The sequence below is a fragment of the Lysinibacillus fusiformis genome (assembly GCF_003049525.1).
GTDB classification, from domain to species: Bacteria; Bacillota; Bacilli; order Bacillales_A; family Planococcaceae; genus Lysinibacillus; species Lysinibacillus fusiformis.
The window spans coordinates 121,865-139,261 of sequence record NZ_PYWL01000008.1 but is presented as its reverse complement, the minus strand read 5'-3'; the positions used below and the strand labels follow the sequence as shown (position 1 = coordinate 139,261).

Annotated in this window: 16 protein-coding genes; 15 read left to right on the top strand and 1 reads right to left on the bottom strand. The window is 38.3% G+C overall.

The window, feature by feature from the left end:
- Positions 1 to 32: 32 nt before the first annotated feature.
- Complete coding sequence (proC, locus tag C9J29_RS17345) at positions 33 to 836, bottom strand: pyrroline-5-carboxylate reductase (RefSeq protein WP_107922517.1); 804 nt, start codon at positions 834 to 836, stop codon at positions 33 to 35.
- 346 nt (positions 837 to 1,182) lie between these two features.
- Between proC and C9J29_RS17340 the strand changes: the two genes are divergently transcribed.
- From C9J29_RS17340 to C9J29_RS17270, 15 genes are all read left to right on the top strand, one after another.
- Positions 1,183 to 2,172: an MBL fold metallo-hydrolase gene (locus tag C9J29_RS17340; RefSeq protein WP_008178313.1), complete on the top strand. Its 990-nt coding sequence runs from the start codon at positions 1,183 to 1,185 to the stop codon at positions 2,170 to 2,172.
- 8 nt (positions 2,173 to 2,180) lie between these two features.
- Entirely contained in the window at positions 2,181 to 2,930 is a 750-nt protein-coding gene (locus C9J29_RS17335) for an SDR family NAD(P)-dependent oxidoreductase (protein ID WP_107922516.1), read from the top strand.
- A gap of 73 nt (positions 2,931 to 3,003) precedes the next feature.
- Entirely contained in the window at positions 3,004 to 3,798 is a 795-nt protein-coding gene (locus tag C9J29_RS17330) for a MerR family transcriptional regulator (protein ID WP_107922515.1), read from the top strand.
- An 86-nt stretch (positions 3,799 to 3,884) separates the two neighbouring features.
- Positions 3,885 to 4,688, top strand: coding sequence for a CPBP family intramembrane glutamic endopeptidase (locus C9J29_RS17325; protein ID WP_090002600.1), 804 nt, complete (start codon positions 3,885 to 3,887; stop codon positions 4,686 to 4,688).
- A gap of 412 nt (positions 4,689 to 5,100) precedes the next feature.
- A complete protein-coding gene (locus tag C9J29_RS17320; protein WP_107922514.1) occupies positions 5,101 to 6,294 on the top strand; it encodes an argininosuccinate synthase in 1,194 nt (397 codons plus the stop codon).
- Positions 6,295 to 6,374: 80 nt separating this feature from the next.
- Entirely contained in the window at positions 6,375 to 7,757 is a 1,383-nt protein-coding gene (argH, locus tag C9J29_RS17315) for an argininosuccinate lyase (RefSeq protein ID WP_008178319.1), read from the top strand.
- Positions 7,758 to 8,935: 1,178 nt separating this feature from the next.
- On the top strand, positions 8,936 to 10,219 hold the full coding sequence (locus C9J29_RS17310; RefSeq protein ID WP_170110036.1) for an alpha/beta hydrolase: 1,284 nt from the start codon (positions 8,936 to 8,938) through the stop codon (positions 10,217 to 10,219).
- Between the two features lie 11 nt (positions 10,220 to 10,230).
- The gene (locus C9J29_RS17305) at positions 10,231 to 10,545 is read left to right on the top strand and encodes a DUF3784 domain-containing protein (protein ID WP_008178323.1); all 315 of its coding nucleotides are present in this window, start codon (positions 10,231 to 10,233) and stop codon (positions 10,543 to 10,545) included.
- Positions 10,546 to 10,674: 129 nt separating this feature from the next.
- Positions 10,675 to 12,648 carry an AraC family transcriptional regulator gene (locus C9J29_RS17300; RefSeq protein ID WP_164908725.1) on the top strand — a complete coding sequence of 658 codons (1,974 nt, stop codon included), beginning with the start codon at positions 10,675 to 10,677 and terminating at the stop codon, positions 12,646 to 12,648.
- Between the two features lie 354 nt (positions 12,649 to 13,002).
- Positions 13,003 to 14,190 carry a hypothetical protein gene (locus tag C9J29_RS17295; RefSeq protein ID WP_089986320.1) on the top strand — a complete coding sequence of 396 codons (1,188 nt, stop codon included), beginning with the start codon at positions 13,003 to 13,005 and terminating at the stop codon, positions 14,188 to 14,190.
- Positions 14,191 to 14,204: 14 nt separating this feature from the next.
- The gene (locus C9J29_RS17290) at positions 14,205 to 15,383 is read left to right on the top strand and encodes an amidohydrolase (protein WP_174804727.1); all 1,179 of its coding nucleotides are present in this window, start codon (positions 14,205 to 14,207) and stop codon (positions 15,381 to 15,383) included.
- 106 nt (positions 15,384 to 15,489) lie between these two features.
- Positions 15,490 to 15,642, top strand: a complete 153-nt coding sequence (locus tag C9J29_RS17285; RefSeq protein ID WP_004231380.1) for a YpzG family protein — start codon at positions 15,490 to 15,492, stop codon at positions 15,640 to 15,642.
- Between the two features lie 120 nt (positions 15,643 to 15,762).
- Positions 15,763 to 16,299, top strand: a complete 537-nt coding sequence (locus tag C9J29_RS17280; protein WP_089986322.1) for a hypothetical protein — start codon at positions 15,763 to 15,765, stop codon at positions 16,297 to 16,299.
- A gap of 20 nt (positions 16,300 to 16,319) precedes the next feature.
- Entirely contained in the window at positions 16,320 to 16,658 is a 339-nt protein-coding gene (locus C9J29_RS17275; RefSeq protein ID WP_107922512.1) for a cupin domain-containing protein, read from the top strand.
- A gap of 258 nt (positions 16,659 to 16,916) precedes the next feature.
- The gene (locus C9J29_RS17270; RefSeq protein ID WP_089986324.1) at positions 16,917 to 17,348 is read left to right on the top strand and encodes an NUDIX hydrolase; all 432 of its coding nucleotides are present in this window, start codon (positions 16,917 to 16,919) and stop codon (positions 17,346 to 17,348) included.
- Positions 17,349 to 17,397 lie beyond the last annotated feature (49 nt).

Below are 17,397 nucleotides of genomic sequence, written 5' to 3'. Positions count from 1 at the left end.
TCCTAGTGATAAACTTTATTTTGCACCTAATGTTATCCATTTGCAAGTGAACGAGATCGTGCTTCTGCTTCTTTAATACAAGCTTCAATCGCCTCATTAAATTGATATTGCTCTAGCGCTTGAATCCCCGCCTCAGTTGTCCCGCCAGGGCTTGTTACTTTTTTGCGTAGGACATCCGGCTCATCTACGGATTGCTTGAGCATTTCAGCAGTACCAGCAAGTGTTTGTGTCATCAACAATCGTACTGTATCTTTGGATAGACCTACCTCTGTTCCTACACGCTCGAACGCTTCCATTAAATAATAAATATAAGCAGGACCACTACCTGAAAGGGCTGTGACTGCATGTAATTGATCCTCTTCTACTTCAATAACGGAGCCAACAGCCTCTAATAACTGGAGAAAAAGAATACGCTGTGCAGTAGATACTTCGTTATTAAATGCAATGCCGCTTGCGGACATACCGATAGTGGCAGACGTGTTAGGCATCACTCGTGCGACTGGACGGCTCCCTAAAAGTTCAGTAATCGTCCCTATCCCAATACCTGCTAGAATGGACAGAATCGCAGACTGTGCTGTGATTTTTGGTTTTAACTCACGCATTGCTGAAATTGCGTCTTTTGGCTTCATCGCCAAAATGATTAGATCTGCCTGACGAAAAATGGCCTGATCAAACATGCAGTGAATGCCATATGTTTCTTGTAAAAAATGTAGACGTTCTTTGTCAGAGCGATTGGTGACGTAAATTTCCTGTGGTGAAAATACCTTTTGCTTTATCCACCCTTGAATCAATGCCTCTGCCATTGACCCCGCACCGATAAATAAAATTTTTTTCATGAATAAAACCTCCAGTTCAAAATAAAAAAGCGCTCTCGTCCTTATTTAGAAGGACGAAAACGCTTTTGTTTCCGCGGTACCACCTTTGTTTGCCAATGTTGGCACAACTCTTAGCCCTTTTATCGCAAGGGATACGGTTATGTTTGCATAACTGCTCAGAAATAGGTTCGGTAATGGGAGTGGGTGATGTTACTCTCAGCAAATGTAACACTCTCTAACACCTTCACCAATTACGTACTCGGCTTCTTCAACGCACATTAATAATTAGATTATTCAAAATTATAGTGATGGATAAGCAACCTGTCAACAGGAAGATGACGAAAACAGAAAAAACTTGTAAAATAGAATGAATCAGTATTCACTAGCGAGTAAAAAGGGGGAGACAACTTTGTCTATATACAAAATCGAAATACCAACACCTTATGAAGTAGGAGATGTCAATGCATTTATTGTGAAAGGTGATGCACTTAGCATTTTTGATGTTGGACCAAAAACGGTAGAAGCCTATGATGCTCTGAAATGGGGGATTCGCGCCGCAGGCTACGATATGCGAGATATTGAACAAGTTGTGCTCACCCATCATCACCCTGATCATGCGGGATGGGTCGATGCATTTCCACATGCTGAAATTTTAGGTCATGCCTATAATGATAAGTGGCTTCGTCATGACGAGGAGTTTTTACGTTATCACGAGCAATTTTACAGTGAACGTTTATTTGAACATGGGGTACCACAAGAGTATATTGCTAAAAGTGTACATGTTCGTCGCGAATTAGAGCTTGTAGGTGAACGTCCATTGACACAAATTTTGACGGATGGAGATGAAGTACCTGGGCATCCAGGATTAAAGGCAATTGAAACATTAGGGCATGCACAAAGCCATTTTATTTTTTGGGATGAACAAACACATCATGTGATTGGCGGAGATTTATTACTTGAAAAAATAACGCCGAACCCTTTAATTGAGCCACCATTAGATCATTCATTGGGACGCACAAAATCATTATTACAATATAATGAATCGCTAGAAATTTTACGCCAATTGCCTGTCAAAATGATGTATACAGGACATGGGGCTGAACTACAAGACATTCCGATCTTAATTGATAAACGACTAGAAAGACAGCATCAGCAATCTATGAAAGTTTGTGAATTACTAGGGGAAGATCAATTAACGGTTGTGCAAGTGACGAAACGATTGTATCCAGCTATCTTCCAGCATATGCTTGGTTTAACACTGTCCAAAACGTTGGGGCATTTAGATTATTTAGAGGCAAATAATTATATTACTTCAACGAAGACAGAAGAAGGCATCTATTTATTTAAAAGAAAGTAGGACTATATATGAATAGTAAGACGATCTTTGTGACAGGGGCAACAAGTGGTGTAGGCTTAAAAATAACGGAGTTACTAGTAGCGCAAGGTCATACCGTTTATGCCACAGGCCGCAATGCTGTAGCTTTAAAAGTTTTAGAACGTTTGGGAGCCAAAGTCATTCAAGCTGATTTAACCCATTTACATACACTCGACGCTGTTTGTGCCCAGCTTCCACCCATTGATGTCGCCATCCTATCAGCTGGTGTTGGAAAATTTGCTGAGGCTCCAAAGTTAATGGATGAGGATATTGCACAAATGATTGAAGTGAATATTAGTGTACCTATTTACCTTGCGAAACGGTTAGCTTCCAAGATGATGGAGCAAAATCAAGGGCATTTGATTTTTATTGGGTCTCAGGCTGGCAAGGTCGCCACTCCGAAAGCAAGTGTTTATGCAGCAACCAAACATGCGATTGTAGGATTTACAAATGGACTACGGATGGAGCTTGCGCCATATCATGTAAAAGTAACGGCTATTCACCCGGGTCCGGTTGATACACCATTTTTAGACAAGGCCAATGATCAAAGTGGCTATCGCGAATCTTTAGGTAGATTTTTATTATCAGCTGATGAAGTGGCACAGGCGACAATTAAAACAATTGAGCGCCCAGTTCGAGAGGTCAACCTCCCCAAAATCATGGGGCTATCAAGTAAACTGTATGCACTGGCACCTGCAACCATTGAGTTGTTAGGGAAATCATTTTTCCATAAAAAATAATGAACATCTAACTGTAAGCATGTACTTTTCATGTCTACAGTTTTTTCATACTGGCTAAGAAAAGGGGGGTATTATGTATACAATTGGACAAGTGGCAAAATTTTTAGGCATTTCTAGAGATACGATCAAATATTATGAGGAAAAGGAATTGGTTAAGCCTCAACAAAATAGTGAGAATGGCTATAGAACATACAATCAATTGGATATATATAATTTAACAACCGTCAATTTTTATCGAGAATTGGATTTTGAAATTAAACGAATACAAGAAGTAAGAAAAGGCATGAGTATTGAGGGAATCCAACTCCTATTAGAGGAGAAAGAACAACAGGTGTTAGAGGAGATAGCCTATAAAAACCTACTGTTAAAAAAACTCCAAAATGCACAAGAGGATTGCCAAAAAATTCAACAATACTTAGGTACCTTTACGATAAAAGAAATGAAACCACTAGCCATGTTAGGCGTAATAGACCATTATACAGCTTATGAAGAATATGACGCACTTAAAGAAAATACAGACAGTTTAAAAAAAGCGGTTATCCTGACATCGTTAAGAAGAGTAATACAGTTTAATGAACAAGGCATGCAGGAAGATAAATTTATGATTGTGCGAAAGCTAGAAGAAAACGAGAAAGCGTTACAAGAGCAAGTTTTATATCATCCTACCTGTTTATATACTGTCATTGAAGATGGAAGATGGTCGACGGGTGGCAAAAATACAGACGACCAAGTGGAAGCAACAATTCGAAGAGTAGCCAAAGAAAATGGCTATGAACTTTTAGGTCTCGTTTATATTAACTTATTACTAGCTACTTTCGAGGGAGGACTAGAACGAATATTTTTAGAAATATATGTTCCCATAAAATAGAGTGATAGATGGAAATATGTATTGACCTGTGAGCAACCCCCAGGTTTAAGCTGAAAGTATTCAGAACGAAACGGGGGATTTATTATATGAACAAAAAAAAGAAGCTAAAAAGACCAGTAGCGAGTTTCATTATCCTGACTAATATCATCTTTTTGCCACTTTTTTGCCTTGTAGGAGCCGTTAAAATGTTAGGCTTTCCAACATGGGTATTCGATATAGTACGCTGTCTATCTGCATGGTCATCGACTTTTGCCTTTGCCATACTATTTTCAAAAATTTATCCAGGGCAGCATTTTTTACATTTCGTGAAACAAAAATTTAAAAATCAACTTCGATTTTCTGTCATTCTTTCTGTTCTGCTTATTCAAGCCACCATCTTTATGATCATCTTACTTGTTGTTATGAAGAATACTAAAGCTGATGCTATTTTGACTATTTCCTCCTGGGGAATGCTTAGTTATTATTTCTTTAAAAATCTATTATCAGGACCTATAGGAGAAGAATTAGGGTGGAGAGGCTTTGCGTTGCTTGAGCTCCAAAAGAAATATGGGTCATTACAATCTGCAATCATCATAGGATTTTGGTGGGGAATTTGGCATTTACCTATTTGGTTCACAACAGGTTTTACAGGGCTGGAGCTACTAAAATACATCATATTCTTTATGCTTTCCATCATTTCTACGACCATTATTATGACAGCCTTCTATACAATTAATCAAAATTTAATCATTCCTATAATGATCCATCAATTCTTCAATTTTTTTATAGGCATTATAAACGAGAATTTAATTATTTTAATGATGTATAACGCTATCCTGTATTCAATAGTAGCCTTTCTACTTATACTGATGAATCCAAAGAAGGTTTGGTCTAATAAACCTAGCCAATGACATCATAAAGTCAATGTGGTGATTTCCACACTACCGCGGGGGTGAGCGCTTCTCGCTTGTAAACAATGAATCAATTGGCTCCCAAAGACCGATTAAGATGAAAATGGATAGTTCGTTTATTTATCCATTAGTAGTGTCACAAGAATCCAGTTTATACATTGGATTCTTTTTTGTTGTAATTTATACAGTATACATTTATGTCTATAGTGAAAAAGCGTTTTTTCGAGTATCTATCATTGATTTCCTTGAGAGTAATGTGTGGGTAAACGGACTTTTTATAAGAAAAATAAAAGACTATTAATTTATAAAAATACACTTGTTTTTATTTTTATAACATGATACTATTCGTGTATAAACTTTTAATTGAATGTATAAAAATACATATCTGTAGAGCAATGGAGGCGCATTTTTTATGGCAAATAAAAAGGTTGTACTAGCATATTCAGGTGGACTTGATACTTCGGTAGCAATTCCATGGTTAAAAGAACAAGGTTGGGACGTTATCGCAGTATGTCTTGACGTTGGTGAAGGGAAAGATCTGGAGTTTGTAAAAAACAAAGCTCTACAAGTAGGAGCGATTGAATCTTATATGGTGGATGCAAAGGATGAATTTGCTGAAAACTATGCATTAATTTCATTACAAGCACACACATGGTATGAACAAAAGTATCCATTAGTGTCAGCTCTTTCTCGTCCATTAATCGCGAAAAAATTGGTTGAGATTGCGAACCAAGTAGGTGCGGATGCTGTAGCTCATGGTTGCACAGGTAAAGGAAATGACCAAGTTCGTTTTGAAGTTTCTATTAAAGCATTAAATCCTGATCTAGAGGTATTAGCACCAGTGCGTGAGTGGGGCTGGAGCCGTGATGAGGAAATTGAATATGCGATGAAACATAATGTACCTATTCCTGCAACATTAGATTCTCCATTTTCAATTGACCAAAACTTATGGGGTCGTGCAAATGAAGCGGGCATTATGGAAGATCCATGGGTATCTCCACCAGAAGAAGCTTATGGCTTAACGGTTTCAGTAGAAAACGCACCAAATGAAGCAGAGTATGTGGAAATCGAATTCGTGGCTGGTAAACCAATTGCTTTAAACGGAAAAGAAATGAAGCTTGCTGATTTAATTCAGGAATTAAACGCAGTTGCAGGTGCACATGGCATTGGACGTATCGATCACGTTGAAAATCGTTTAGTAGGTATTAAATCTCGTGAGGTTTATGAAATTCCTGGTGCTAAGGTGTTGTTAACGGCTCATAAGGAGCTTGAAGATTTAACACTTGTCAAAGAATTAGCCCACTTCAAGCCAGTTATTGAGAAAAAACTATCTGAATTAATTTATGATGGTCTATGGTTCTCTCCATTACGTGATGCACTTGAGGCATTCCTTGCCCAATCACAGCAATATGTGAATGGTACAGTGCGTGTGAAATTATTCAAAGGGCATGCCATTGTAGAAGGACGTAAATCACCAAATTCACTATACAATGAAAAATTAGCCACATATTCGAAGGAAGATCAATTCAACCACGCTTCCGCTGTTGGCTTTATCGAACTATGGGGTCTACCGACTGTAGTGAACTCAGCTGTTAATAAAAAGTAATCGTAATAAGCAGGGTGGGGTGAGGCATTTGTGCTTGACCTACACCTTTTGAAAAGTAATAAAGGAAAAGGTGAGCTGACATGACAAAACTTTGGGGTGGACGTTTCCAAAAATCAGCAGAAGCATGGGTAGATGAATTCGGTGCATCCATTGGCTTTGATCAACAACTTGTGCTAGAGGATCTTGAAGGTAGTGTTGCACATGTCACAATGCTTGGCGCAACAGGGATTTTACCAACAGCTGATGTAGAGGCCATACTTAGTGGTCTTGCCCAACTGAAAGAAAAGGCAATAGCAGGTGAGCTTGAATTTAGCATTGCTAATGAAGATATACACTTAAATTTAGAAAAGATGCTCATTGATTTAATTGGTCCTGTTGGTGGCAAACTACATACAGGACGTAGCCGTAATGACCAAGTTGCGACGGATATGCATCTCTTTTTGAAAAAGCGTGTCCAGGAAACGATTGATTTAATTGCTATATTCCAACAAACTTTATTAGTCCAAGCCGAGGAGCATATTGAAACGATTGCACCGGGCTATACACATTTACAACGAGCTCAGCCAATTTCTTTTGCCCATCATTTAATGGCCTATTTTTGGATGCTAGAGCGTGATAAGCAACGCTTCACAGAATCCATGAAACGCATTGATATTTTGCCATTAGGGGCAGGAGCGATGGCAGGGACAACATTCCCAATAGACCGTTTAAAATCAGCAGAATTACTAGGATTTAATGATGTTTATGCCAACTCGATGGATGCTGTAAGTGACCGTGACTTTATTGTAGAATTTTTAAGCAATGCATCCTTGTTAATGGCTCATTTATCGCGCTTTGCTGAGGAAATTATTTTATGGTCTACAGATGAATTTAAATTTATCGAATTGGATGATGCCTTTTCAACAGGTTCTTCCATTATGCCACAAAAGAAAAATCCTGATATGGCTGAGCTCATTCGAGGCAAAACAGGGCGTGTTTATGGAAATCTAATGGGCTTGTTAACGGTTTTAAAGGGAACACCATTAACGTACAACAAAGATATGCAAGAAGATAAAGAAGGCATGTTTGATACAGTGCATACGATTCTTGGTTCTCTGAAAATCTTTGAAGGTATGGTTCGTACGATGACTGTCAATAAGGAACGTTTACAGCAAGCTGTTCATGCTGACTTCTCGAACGCAACAGAGCTAGCTGATTACCTTGCTACAAAAGGTATGCCTTTCCGTGAGGCACATGAGGTGACAGGTAAACTTGTGTTCACATGTATTCAAAAAGGCATTTACTTATTAGATTTACCATTGGATGAGATGAAGCGTGAAAGCGAGCTAATTGATTCGGATATTTATGATGTATTAGCGCCAGAAGCAGCTGTCCGACGCCGTCACTCCCTTGGGGGAACTGGCTTTGACCAAGTCAAAATTCAAATTGAAAAAGCCCAAGCTTGTCTAGTTGTCCAACATTAATTTTGCGTGCATGTCCTCGTGACTTTTGCATAGATATTCATTAAAGCTGTCCTGTGAGGCGCTATGAAAACCTTATCCTTTTTCAACAAAGCCAGAGGGTGACGTGAAAAAGAGTACCTTACATACGTGAAGGACAATCCCCAATTCTGGAGACGCGGAATTGGGGTTTTTGTATGAAAACGTGGTAAGAGGACAAAATGCTTGAGCGTTTTTTAAAAGACTTGATACAATTAAGCAATAGATTACAGCAGAAGATGCTACAAGGATGGTCGTATCCAAAGCTTTAGTAGATATAGAATCGTTTACGTAAAATGATTATTGAATTTTCGAATGGTGGTGTCTATGCAGGATCAGGACTTAATAATTGTCGCTTCTCAGCAATTGTACATGGTGTAACACCACAAGACCAACATAGATATTCAACGTGGCTTGCATACTGGATGAACAAAAATGGTAGAGGGATTTTTATAAGAAATGATTGTACGCCAAAGAAAAGATTATCATCATGCATAAACAAATGGGCAATGGTTCATAATAAGAGCGGAAACACTTATTAATCTAACCTGATGGGGAGGATGCAGAATGAGTAATAGTCAAACACCCAAAGACCAAGAATCTCAGGAAAGTCCGCCACAGCTGTGGATGGTTGAAGCTTCTTAAAGCTTAAGCCTAAAGGTGAAGCAGAGTTCTGTTTCACTGTAGATTAAGGTGAAGCGTAAACCATTCCAGTAAAAAATCAAATAGAAGCAATAAGTGTCCATGGATCCAGAATTTTTCTGGATCCTTTTTTATGCTGCTTTTTAATGGGGGAGGTGGAGAAACTACAATAATACCTACATTTGACAATGAAAACAATCTGTACTACTCTATATAGAACAGATTCTATTTGATGTCCATTAGCCTATCAATTAATGGAATAGCTGTGCAATTGCTCTAAAGAGCGAAATTATTCCAGTGAATTTTAAAACAATGGAAGTAGGGGTATTATGCTAATAAATAGTAGGCATTTTTGGCACCACCATTTCACCTTTGGAAAAGGGCATTTTTTATTCCAATACATACGATCCATCCTTGTAAGCTAAGAACAATAAGGCATTGGTGGGATAGTCAATTTTGCAAAATGGTGTTACATGACAATCAGTAGGGCAGTACTGCCAAACATAGAGAGGGAGATTAAATTGAAAAAATTGTTTGTGTTATGCTGTACGCTTTTACTTTTAGCTGGCTGTGGGCAAAAGGAAGAGATTGTAGAAAATAAAGAGACCAAAGGGGAAAGTGCCATGAGCGAACAGTTTATTGGAAAATGGGAAGGCAATATTGAAACACCGAATGGACAGCTACCCATCATTGTTGATTTACAGAAAAATAGTGGTACTCTATCCGTGCCAGCACAGGGCATATCTAATTTCCCGTTGAAGAGTGTGAACTATACAGGTGATCAGGTAAGCGTTTCCATTCATTTAAACGGCTCAGTAATTGCTATTAATGGTACTTTCAAAAATGAACAAATAGAAGCTACATTTCAACAAAATGGTGGGACCTTCCCACTTATCTTACAAGCATATAAAGAGGAACCAGTAACTTATGAAACAGTAAAGATTCCCGTTCAGCAAGGTGACCTCATAGTGGCTCTTCAAAAAGCCAATGCGACATCCCCATCACCCGTCGCAGTTATTATCGCTGGCTCTGGACCGACAGATAAGGATGGTAATTCAGTTTTAGCTGGTAAAAATAATAGTTTAAAAATGATGGCTGAAGGCTTGGCTCAGGAGGGAATCACAACTGTACGCTATGATAAACGGGGTATTGGGGATAATCAAGCACTCTTGACGAAAGAAGAAGATGTGACGTTTGACCAATTTGTTGAAGATGCAGTGCAAATCATCCAATCATTGCAGGCTAATAAAGCCTATACAAGTGTTCATGTCATTGGACATAGTGAAGGCTCATTAATTGGTTTATTAGCGGCTCAAAAAACAGGAGTAGCATCCTTTGTTTCGATTGCAGGTGCTGGACGTCCAATGGATGAAGTATTAGTGGAGCAATTAAAAAGTCAGCTAGCGCCAAATTTATTCAAAGAATCAAAGGACATTTTGACAGCTCTAAAGCAAGGAAAGCAAGTGGAAAATATTTCGCCCGAATTACAAGCAGTCTTCCGTCCTTCTGTACAGCCCTTCCTTATTTCCGTGTTAAAGTATAATCCAGCCACAGAGCTTGGAAAAGTAAAGAGTCCTGTACTACTTGTGCAAGGAACGACTGATTTACAAGTGAAGGAAGTCGATGCAGAGGCATTGAAGAAAGGTAACCCTGATGCAACGCTTCTTTATATGGAAGGGATGAACCATGTGTTGAAAAAGGCACCAGAAGACTATGCCGCAAATTTAGCAACGTATGCAGACCCAACACTTCCACTACATGAGGATTTACTACCAGCGATTCAACAATTTATTTATGGAAAGTAGGCTGAGTCACTGTGGGTGTTTTTGTATATTTAATCATCATGCTTCCATTTCTCATCTTTGCCCTTGTATTATCACAGGGGAAAGGAACTTTTTTAATTGCTGGCTTTAACACAATGTCACAAGACGAAAAAGATACGTATGACGAAATAGCACTTGCAAAATTTATGGGGAAGATGATGTATGGCTACTGTTTTTGTGTACTTTTATGGGTGCTAAATGAACTATTTCACACACAGTGGTTATTTATTGTCGGTCTTGTTCTTTTTGTAGTGCTTACGATTTTTTTAATGATCTATATGAACACAGGCAATCGATTCAAAAAATAAACAATACAAAGAAGGACTTGATCGCAACAATGACAAGTCCTTTTTGTGTGAGAATCATTATCATTTATCAAGAATTCTGTTAAACTAGAGCCATGTCAATGGTTAAACTAGAAGGAGTGCTTGAGCTAAATGAAATTAAACGACCATATACTTTTGTGGAATCACGCGTACATTAAAATCATGGATATACGTTTTACAATGATGGAACAAGGAGAAGCATTCGGCCCTTATCCATTGCCTATGAATGCCTTTCTGTATACAAAAAGAGGCGATGCTCAAATATGGGTCGATAAAAATAGGCATTTGGTACAATCCTTTCATGCCTTTCATGCAGGCAAAGGGGTCTGTATACAGATTGTAGCAGAGAAGGAATTTGATTATTTTCTTATTTTCTATAAAACCACTCTACCGTTACCAAATCGACAAGAAATTGTAGCTTTGTTGGAAAACGACAATCCGTTTCAATACCAGTATGCTTTCGCACCAGCTAATCCACTTACTCTGCTTGATAAAGTGGAGCAAATGAATACGGTTTGGCTACAACCCAATGAAAAAGAGCTGAAACGTTTACATATAAAAGCATTGTTTTATCAATATATTTATGAATTACTACGACAAATGCATGCCCAGGGAATTCACCCTATAAAGCCAGATATAGTTACAGAAGCAGTTCGTTATATAGAGGAACATTATCAGAGGTCATTGACACTTGAAAAGCTGGCTCAGGAATTATCTTGTAGTGTAGGTTATTTATCTAAGTTATTTAAAGAAAAAATGCATACTAGCCCGATTCATTATTTGGGTGTAATACGTATAAATAAAGCAGCAAAATTGCTAGTACAAACAGATGCGACATTGCAGGACATTGCGGATCATGTTGGTTATCCAGATGGCTATTCATTAAGTCGAAGCTTTAAACGACATAAGGGCATTTCTCCAGCTCAATTTAAAAGAGCGTGGAAACAAAAAAGCCAAGATGAAGAATTGCCACTTTGGAGAAGAAGATATGCTATTCTCCCCAATCATATCGAATGGTATATTGATGATGAAATTGAAAATCATTATCAACGAAAGGGAGCAAGCGAAATGTCGAAGTTTAAAAACATGAAGGTAACGGCCATGACGTTGTTTATGTGTCTATCATTATTATTAGCTGCATGCTCAAATGCAACAACTACAAATGGAGCCACACCAGCTGCCAATCAAGAAACAAAGGCGAATAGTGGACAAGAAGTGATGCAGGAAGGGAAAACAAGAATTGTTTCTACGCCAAGAGGTGATGTTGAAATTCCAGCACAGCCACAGCGTGTAGCGGCTGATCAATATATGGGACAACTATTAAAGCTAGGCATTATTCCAATCGGGGTTCGTGAAGGAATGTTAACGGAAGGGTGGATAGAAAAATCTGGTATTCCGCAAGAAACACTCGATAAAATTGAGAATTTAGGTAATTTTCCAATGAACCCGGAAAAACTCATTATGTTAGAGCCAGATTTAATTATTGGATCAATTGAAAAAAATATTGAACAATACGAAAAAATAGGAACGACAGTTTTTATCCCGTATTGGGAAGAACTTTCAACGGCAGGGCCTTTGGAAAAATTCAGAAGAATTGCTGAAGTATTTGGTAAAGAGCAAGAAGCGGAGGAATGGATAAAAGGATATGAACGCAAGGTAGAAGATGCTCGAGAACAAATAGAAGGTATCATTAAGGAAGGCGAAACGGTGTCAATTGTGCAATTAAGCCCTACAGGTTTGTTTGTGTTAGCTGCTGAGGGTGGGAATTATGGTAGTAATACCATTTATCAGATGTTGAAATTACCTCCTACAGAACAAGCATTAAATATGAAAGAAGGCTTTGAAAATATTTCGTTAGAGGTGCTGCCCGAGTATTTAGGTGATCATGTATTTGTCTATGTGAATTCGCAAGAAGATGCGGAGGAGATATTGAATAGCCCTATTTGGCAAGGAGCCCCTGCTGTGAAAAATGGCAATGTCTATATGTATGGTGAATTCGATGATGAATTCGTCATGGAGGATCCATATTCTTTAGATCTTCAGCTAGAGAAAGTTGTCAACGTTTTATTAGAGAAGAAACAGTGACCAACATAACCTGAACTTGTTTTAGCATAAACATAAACCCTCCTCGGTGGCTTGTTTTAGAGGAGGGTCTATGCTGCGATTGGTCCTAATGACAATAATTTATGCATGTTGTATGACTATTTTATATATATTAATAGCATAGAATTTATGAAATGAAGTAGAGCCTATTAAGCATGGTTCTACTTTTTATCAATATTTAAAAAACTGAATATTTAGTAAATTAAAAATTTAATGTCGCGAATATGCTCGAAAAAGGGCTAATTTTCTTCTTTTCTGTAAAAATAGAATTTTTAGAATAATAAGTATTATTATAGAGGACATTAAAAAATTAATAGGTAAGGAGAATTATTTAATATGTCTCAAATGTTAGCACTGACGATAGTACTTGCTATTCTTTACATCGGAGATATTGTCGCAACAAGAACAAAGGCTTGGATTCCATCTGTGTTCGTCTGTGCGGTATTATTTTTAATTGGCTATTGGACGTTTTTCCCGAAAGATATTGTTAGTATTGCCGGGATCGGTCCAGTAGTTGCCACGATGTTAATGTATTTATTAATTACCAATATGGGGACACTTCTGTCACTCAAGGAATTGAAAAACCAGTGGAAGGCAATTGTCATTTCATTGGCCGGTATTGTAGGAATTATTGCTATTTTATTTACTATTGGCGCCATGATTTTTGATTTGAAAACAATGATTGTGGCAGTTCCACCATTAGTTGGAGGAGTTGTGGCTGCATTAGTCATGTCAGAAGGTGCCTCGGCAGCTGGCTTAGAGGATTTAGCAGTTTTTGCAATTGTTATTTATGTCATTCAAGGATTTGCAGGCTATCCGATTACTTCAATTGTATTAAAACGTGAAGCAAAACGTTTATTAAAAGAACACCAACAAGGTAAGCTACATACGATTTCACAAGTGCAGGAAGAAGAAAACGCTGCTACTGAACAGCCTAAATTATTGAGGAAGATACCTGCAAATTACAATACAGAATATTTTAAATTTTTCCGTTTAGCGCTTGTTGGTTTATTGGCCTACGGTACATCGACCGTATTAGCTCCAATTGTGACAGTTAATGCACTAGTACTGTGCTTAGTATTTGGTGTACTCGCTTCAACAATTGGTTTTTTAGAAAAACAACCGTTACAAAAAGCAAATGGCTTTGGCTTTGCCATTATGGGCTTAATGCTCTTTATATTCGACGGCTTAAAACAGGCAACCCCTGAAATGCTAATGCGCATTATTGTACCGTTAGTTGTTTCGATTGTCCTAGCTGTAGTCGGCATGTATATTTTCTCGTTCATCGCAGGGAAAATATTAAAAGTTAGCCCGAACTTAGCGTTTGCAGTTTCCTTAACAGCGCTATATGGTTTCCCCGCAGATTATATTTTAACGAATGAAGTGGTGAAATCATCGACGACGGATGAAAAAGAGCGTGAAATGCTGCTCAGTCGTATGCTGCCACCTATGCTTGTTGGAGGCTTCATTAGTGTAACCATAACATCGGTTATTTTAGCGGGTATTTTCGTCAATTGGTTATAAAAAAGGAGAGAGTAATCATGACTACTATTAAACCTATCATTGCTGATCTTAACAGCGAGCTTGTGGCAATTCGTCAAAAATTACATAGTGAGCCTGAGCTTTCGTGGGAGGAATATGAAACAACGAATTATGTAGCAGCTTATTTAGATAAGCTAGGTATTCCTTATAGACGAACAGAACCCACAGGTATTATTGCTGAATTAAAAGGGAACAAGGAAGGAAAAACAGTTGCCCTACGAGCGGATATGGATGCCTTATCCGTTTATGAAATTCGAGAGGATATTCCATATCGATCTAAAACAAATGGAAAGATGCATGCATGTGGTCATGATGCCCATACAGCCATGCTATTAATTGCCGCTAAAACTTTACATGCAGTCCGTGACGAAATAGAAGGGACAGTTCGATTTATTTTCCAGCCTGCTGAAGAAGTTGCTACAGGGGCAAAAGCAATGGTTGAGCAAGGCGCTATGGAAGGTGTAGATAACGCATTCGGTATTCATATTTGGTCACAAATAGACACAGGAAATATCCAGTGCAATAAAGGACCTGCGTTTGCCTCTGCTGATATTTTTAAAGTAACTTTCAAAGGTCAGGGTGGTCATGCTGCAGCGCCACATGATGCTATCGATGCAGTGATGATTGCTTCGACCTTTGCGTTGAATGTTCAAACGGTTGTATCGCGTACGGTCAATCCACTTCGACCAGCTGTCTTAACCATTGGTAAAATGGATGTCGGTACCCGTTTCAATGTAATTGCCGAAGACGCTATTTTGGAAGGAACTGTGCGTTGCTTCGATCAAGACGTTCGTACGCATATGGAAGCACAAATTCGCCATTATGCTGATCAAGTTGCAACACTCTATGGTGGAACAGCTGAGGTTATTTATGAATACGGTACTCAAGCCGTCAACAACGATACAGCTAGTGCCGACTTAGTTGAACGTTTAGCAATTGAGCATTTTGGTACTGAAGCTTATCATTTAGACGACCCAACGATGGGTGGCGAGGATTTCAGCTTTTATTTAGATGAAGTGCCAGGCTGTTTTGCATTAGTAGGTTCTGGAAATACAGAAAAAGATACACGCTGGGCACATCATAATGGCCATTTCGATATTGACGAAGATGGTTTGCGCATTGGAACAGAATTATATGTGCAATATGCGTTAACTTGGCTACAAGAAAATAAATAATATGAAAACGTAAGCGGTTATTTTCGTCGTTGTATAATTCCATCCTAGCTGGTCATAATAAAAAAGATTTCACTTATGAAATCTATAATGATGAGGAGGATGAAAAATGAGTAGGTTCGAACAATTAGACCCCAAATCTCAAAAAATCCACCGCAACTGGTCAAGGATTAAGCGATCAAAATCGCAAGTAAACGGGGAAACGGAGATCACTCTTCATAACCGTCTCTTGCGAAGCGAAGCAAAGGCCCGTCAGTTTTAATCATGCTAGAAAAGTAAGTGTCATCAAGCCCAGAAATTTTCTGGGCTTTTCTTTTTGTGTAAAATTTAATGTATGATAATACTGAAAAGGAATTGAATAAAAAGGGGAGTGAAGCCAACTATGAACAATCTTATTCCTACTTATTTACAGCATGTCACAACAAGGATTCAACAGCCAGAAGGGGTCGAATCACAATTACAGCTTTGCTCTACTTTAAATAATACGCAATTTGAAATTTGGTATTATGGTGATTTATTAGCCTTAGAAGGGGAGGTTTTACCATTCATTTCAGGTTCGACTGCTAAAATCGTTGCCAAGGACCCTTTAACAGCAGAGGAAATTTTGCTTTTTGATGCGACTCTACACGGTTATAATGCGTTGTTTTGTGATGACTATACAGAAGAACAACGCGGCAACCGTCCTCTGCAGCTATATAATATGCCCGCCACTGAGGTTATCTTATCATTTTTTTATAACATTGATTATGATGAAGAAGTGGATGACTATGAGGTCGATGAACAAGGAAATGTACAGTTAATGAATGGTGAAACAACAGATTGGGAGACGGTAAAAAGAAATGGCTATGATGCATTTGTTTTTTATTACAAAAAAGAGGATGGAACATTATTAGCATTTGCCCAGGAAGAATTAGCTTAGCGTGAAAGGAATTAAATTCAATGCAACTATTTCATTTTTCTCAAGATTTAGCGAATCAAATTCACTCTTATGAGTCCATAAATGCGTATTATCAAAAAATCATGAAAACGGCAGTTCCCACGAATATAGGCTTTATCTATATTGAGCCAAATGGTGTGGTAGGCATGCATGAAGCACCTGTACCACAATTATTGATTGTTATTCAGGGTGAAGGCTGGGTTTGTGGTGAGGATGGAAAAAGAGTCGATATTGAAACAGGAGATGGCGTTCTTTGGCAACAAGGACAAGCACATGAATCTGGCAGTACAACAGGATTAACAGCGCTTGTTATTCAGGCCGAACAAATTAATCTTACATAAAGAAAACATGTGGTAGCGTACTGGGCAAATAGCAGAATGCATAAGACTGAAAAATGTATGCCAATTCCTGCTCTGATGAGAATAGTCCAATAAGACCCTCAAAAATAGGTGACTAGAAGCCGGCTTTGAATAGTAATTTCTTGTACGAAAGTAATGTCATTTTCTTGCATCTGACGTATAATAGATGTCAACACTTTTCACCTGCAATTCCAATTTTTATCTTTATTGTAAAGCACAATTAGATAGGGGGAAGACTTCATGGAAGTAGTTGAAAAAGCATTTGGCTATATTACAAGAGAGCATGGGGAGCAAATTCAAGTTCTCGTATTTGAACAAAATACAGTAGGGGCAGGTATTCAAGTTCCTAAAGGTACGATTGAACAAGGGGAAACACCGTTAGAGGCCGTAAAGCGGGAGATGCTGGAGGAGACAGGCCTAACAACACTTGTTGTTCAAGGGTTCATTGCACAGGATTACTTTAACCATCCATCAGGTGTTTTACAGAAACGTTATTTTTATCATTTAACTACCTCCGATGAAACAATGGAAACCTGGCAACATTATCCTACTGGGTTGAATGAAGCAGATTTACTTTTTTCTTTTTACTGGATATCAGCTGAGCAGGATACTTTGTTAGCAAAGGGGCATGGCGATTATTTATATCGCCTATTGGCTAAGGTGAAAAATTGAGCGTACATTAAAACCGCGTCATTAATGGCGCGGTTTTAATGTTTATTCG

What these genes read in the sequence shown, in the direction of transcription:
- proC (WP_107922517.1), bottom strand. Translation starts at nt 836, where the DNA reads ATGAAAAAAATTTTATTTATCGGTGCGGGGTCAATGGCAGAGGCATTG.
- C9J29_RS17340 (WP_008178313.1), top strand. Translation starts at nt 1,183, where the DNA reads ATGAATCAGTATTCACTAGCGAGTAAAAAGGGGGAGACAACTTTGTCT.
- C9J29_RS17335 (WP_107922516.1), top strand. Translation starts at nt 2,181, where the DNA reads ATGAATAGTAAGACGATCTTTGTGACAGGGGCAACAAGTGGTGTAGGC.
- C9J29_RS17330 (WP_107922515.1), top strand. Translation starts at nt 3,004, where the DNA reads ATGTATACAATTGGACAAGTGGCAAAATTTTTAGGCATTTCTAGAGAT.
- C9J29_RS17325 (WP_090002600.1), top strand. Translation starts at nt 3,885, where the DNA reads ATGAACAAAAAAAAGAAGCTAAAAAGACCAGTAGCGAGTTTCATTATC.
- C9J29_RS17320 (WP_107922514.1), top strand. Translation starts at nt 5,101, where the DNA reads ATGGCAAATAAAAAGGTTGTACTAGCATATTCAGGTGGACTTGATACT.
- argH (WP_008178319.1), top strand. Translation starts at nt 6,375, where the DNA reads ATGACAAAACTTTGGGGTGGACGTTTCCAAAAATCAGCAGAAGCATGG.
- C9J29_RS17300 (WP_164908725.1), top strand. Translation starts at nt 10,675, where the DNA reads ATGAAATTAAACGACCATATACTTTTGTGGAATCACGCGTACATTAAA.
- C9J29_RS17295 (WP_089986320.1), top strand. Translation starts at nt 13,003, where the DNA reads ATGTCTCAAATGTTAGCACTGACGATAGTACTTGCTATTCTTTACATC.
- C9J29_RS17285 (WP_004231380.1), top strand. Translation starts at nt 15,490, where the DNA reads ATGAGTAGGTTCGAACAATTAGACCCCAAATCTCAAAAAATCCACCGC.
- C9J29_RS17280 (WP_089986322.1), top strand. Translation starts at nt 15,763, where the DNA reads ATGAACAATCTTATTCCTACTTATTTACAGCATGTCACAACAAGGATT.
- C9J29_RS17275 (WP_107922512.1), top strand. Translation starts at nt 16,320, where the DNA reads ATGCAACTATTTCATTTTTCTCAAGATTTAGCGAATCAAATTCACTCT.
- C9J29_RS17270 (WP_089986324.1), top strand. Translation starts at nt 16,917, where the DNA reads ATGGAAGTAGTTGAAAAAGCATTTGGCTATATTACAAGAGAGCATGGG.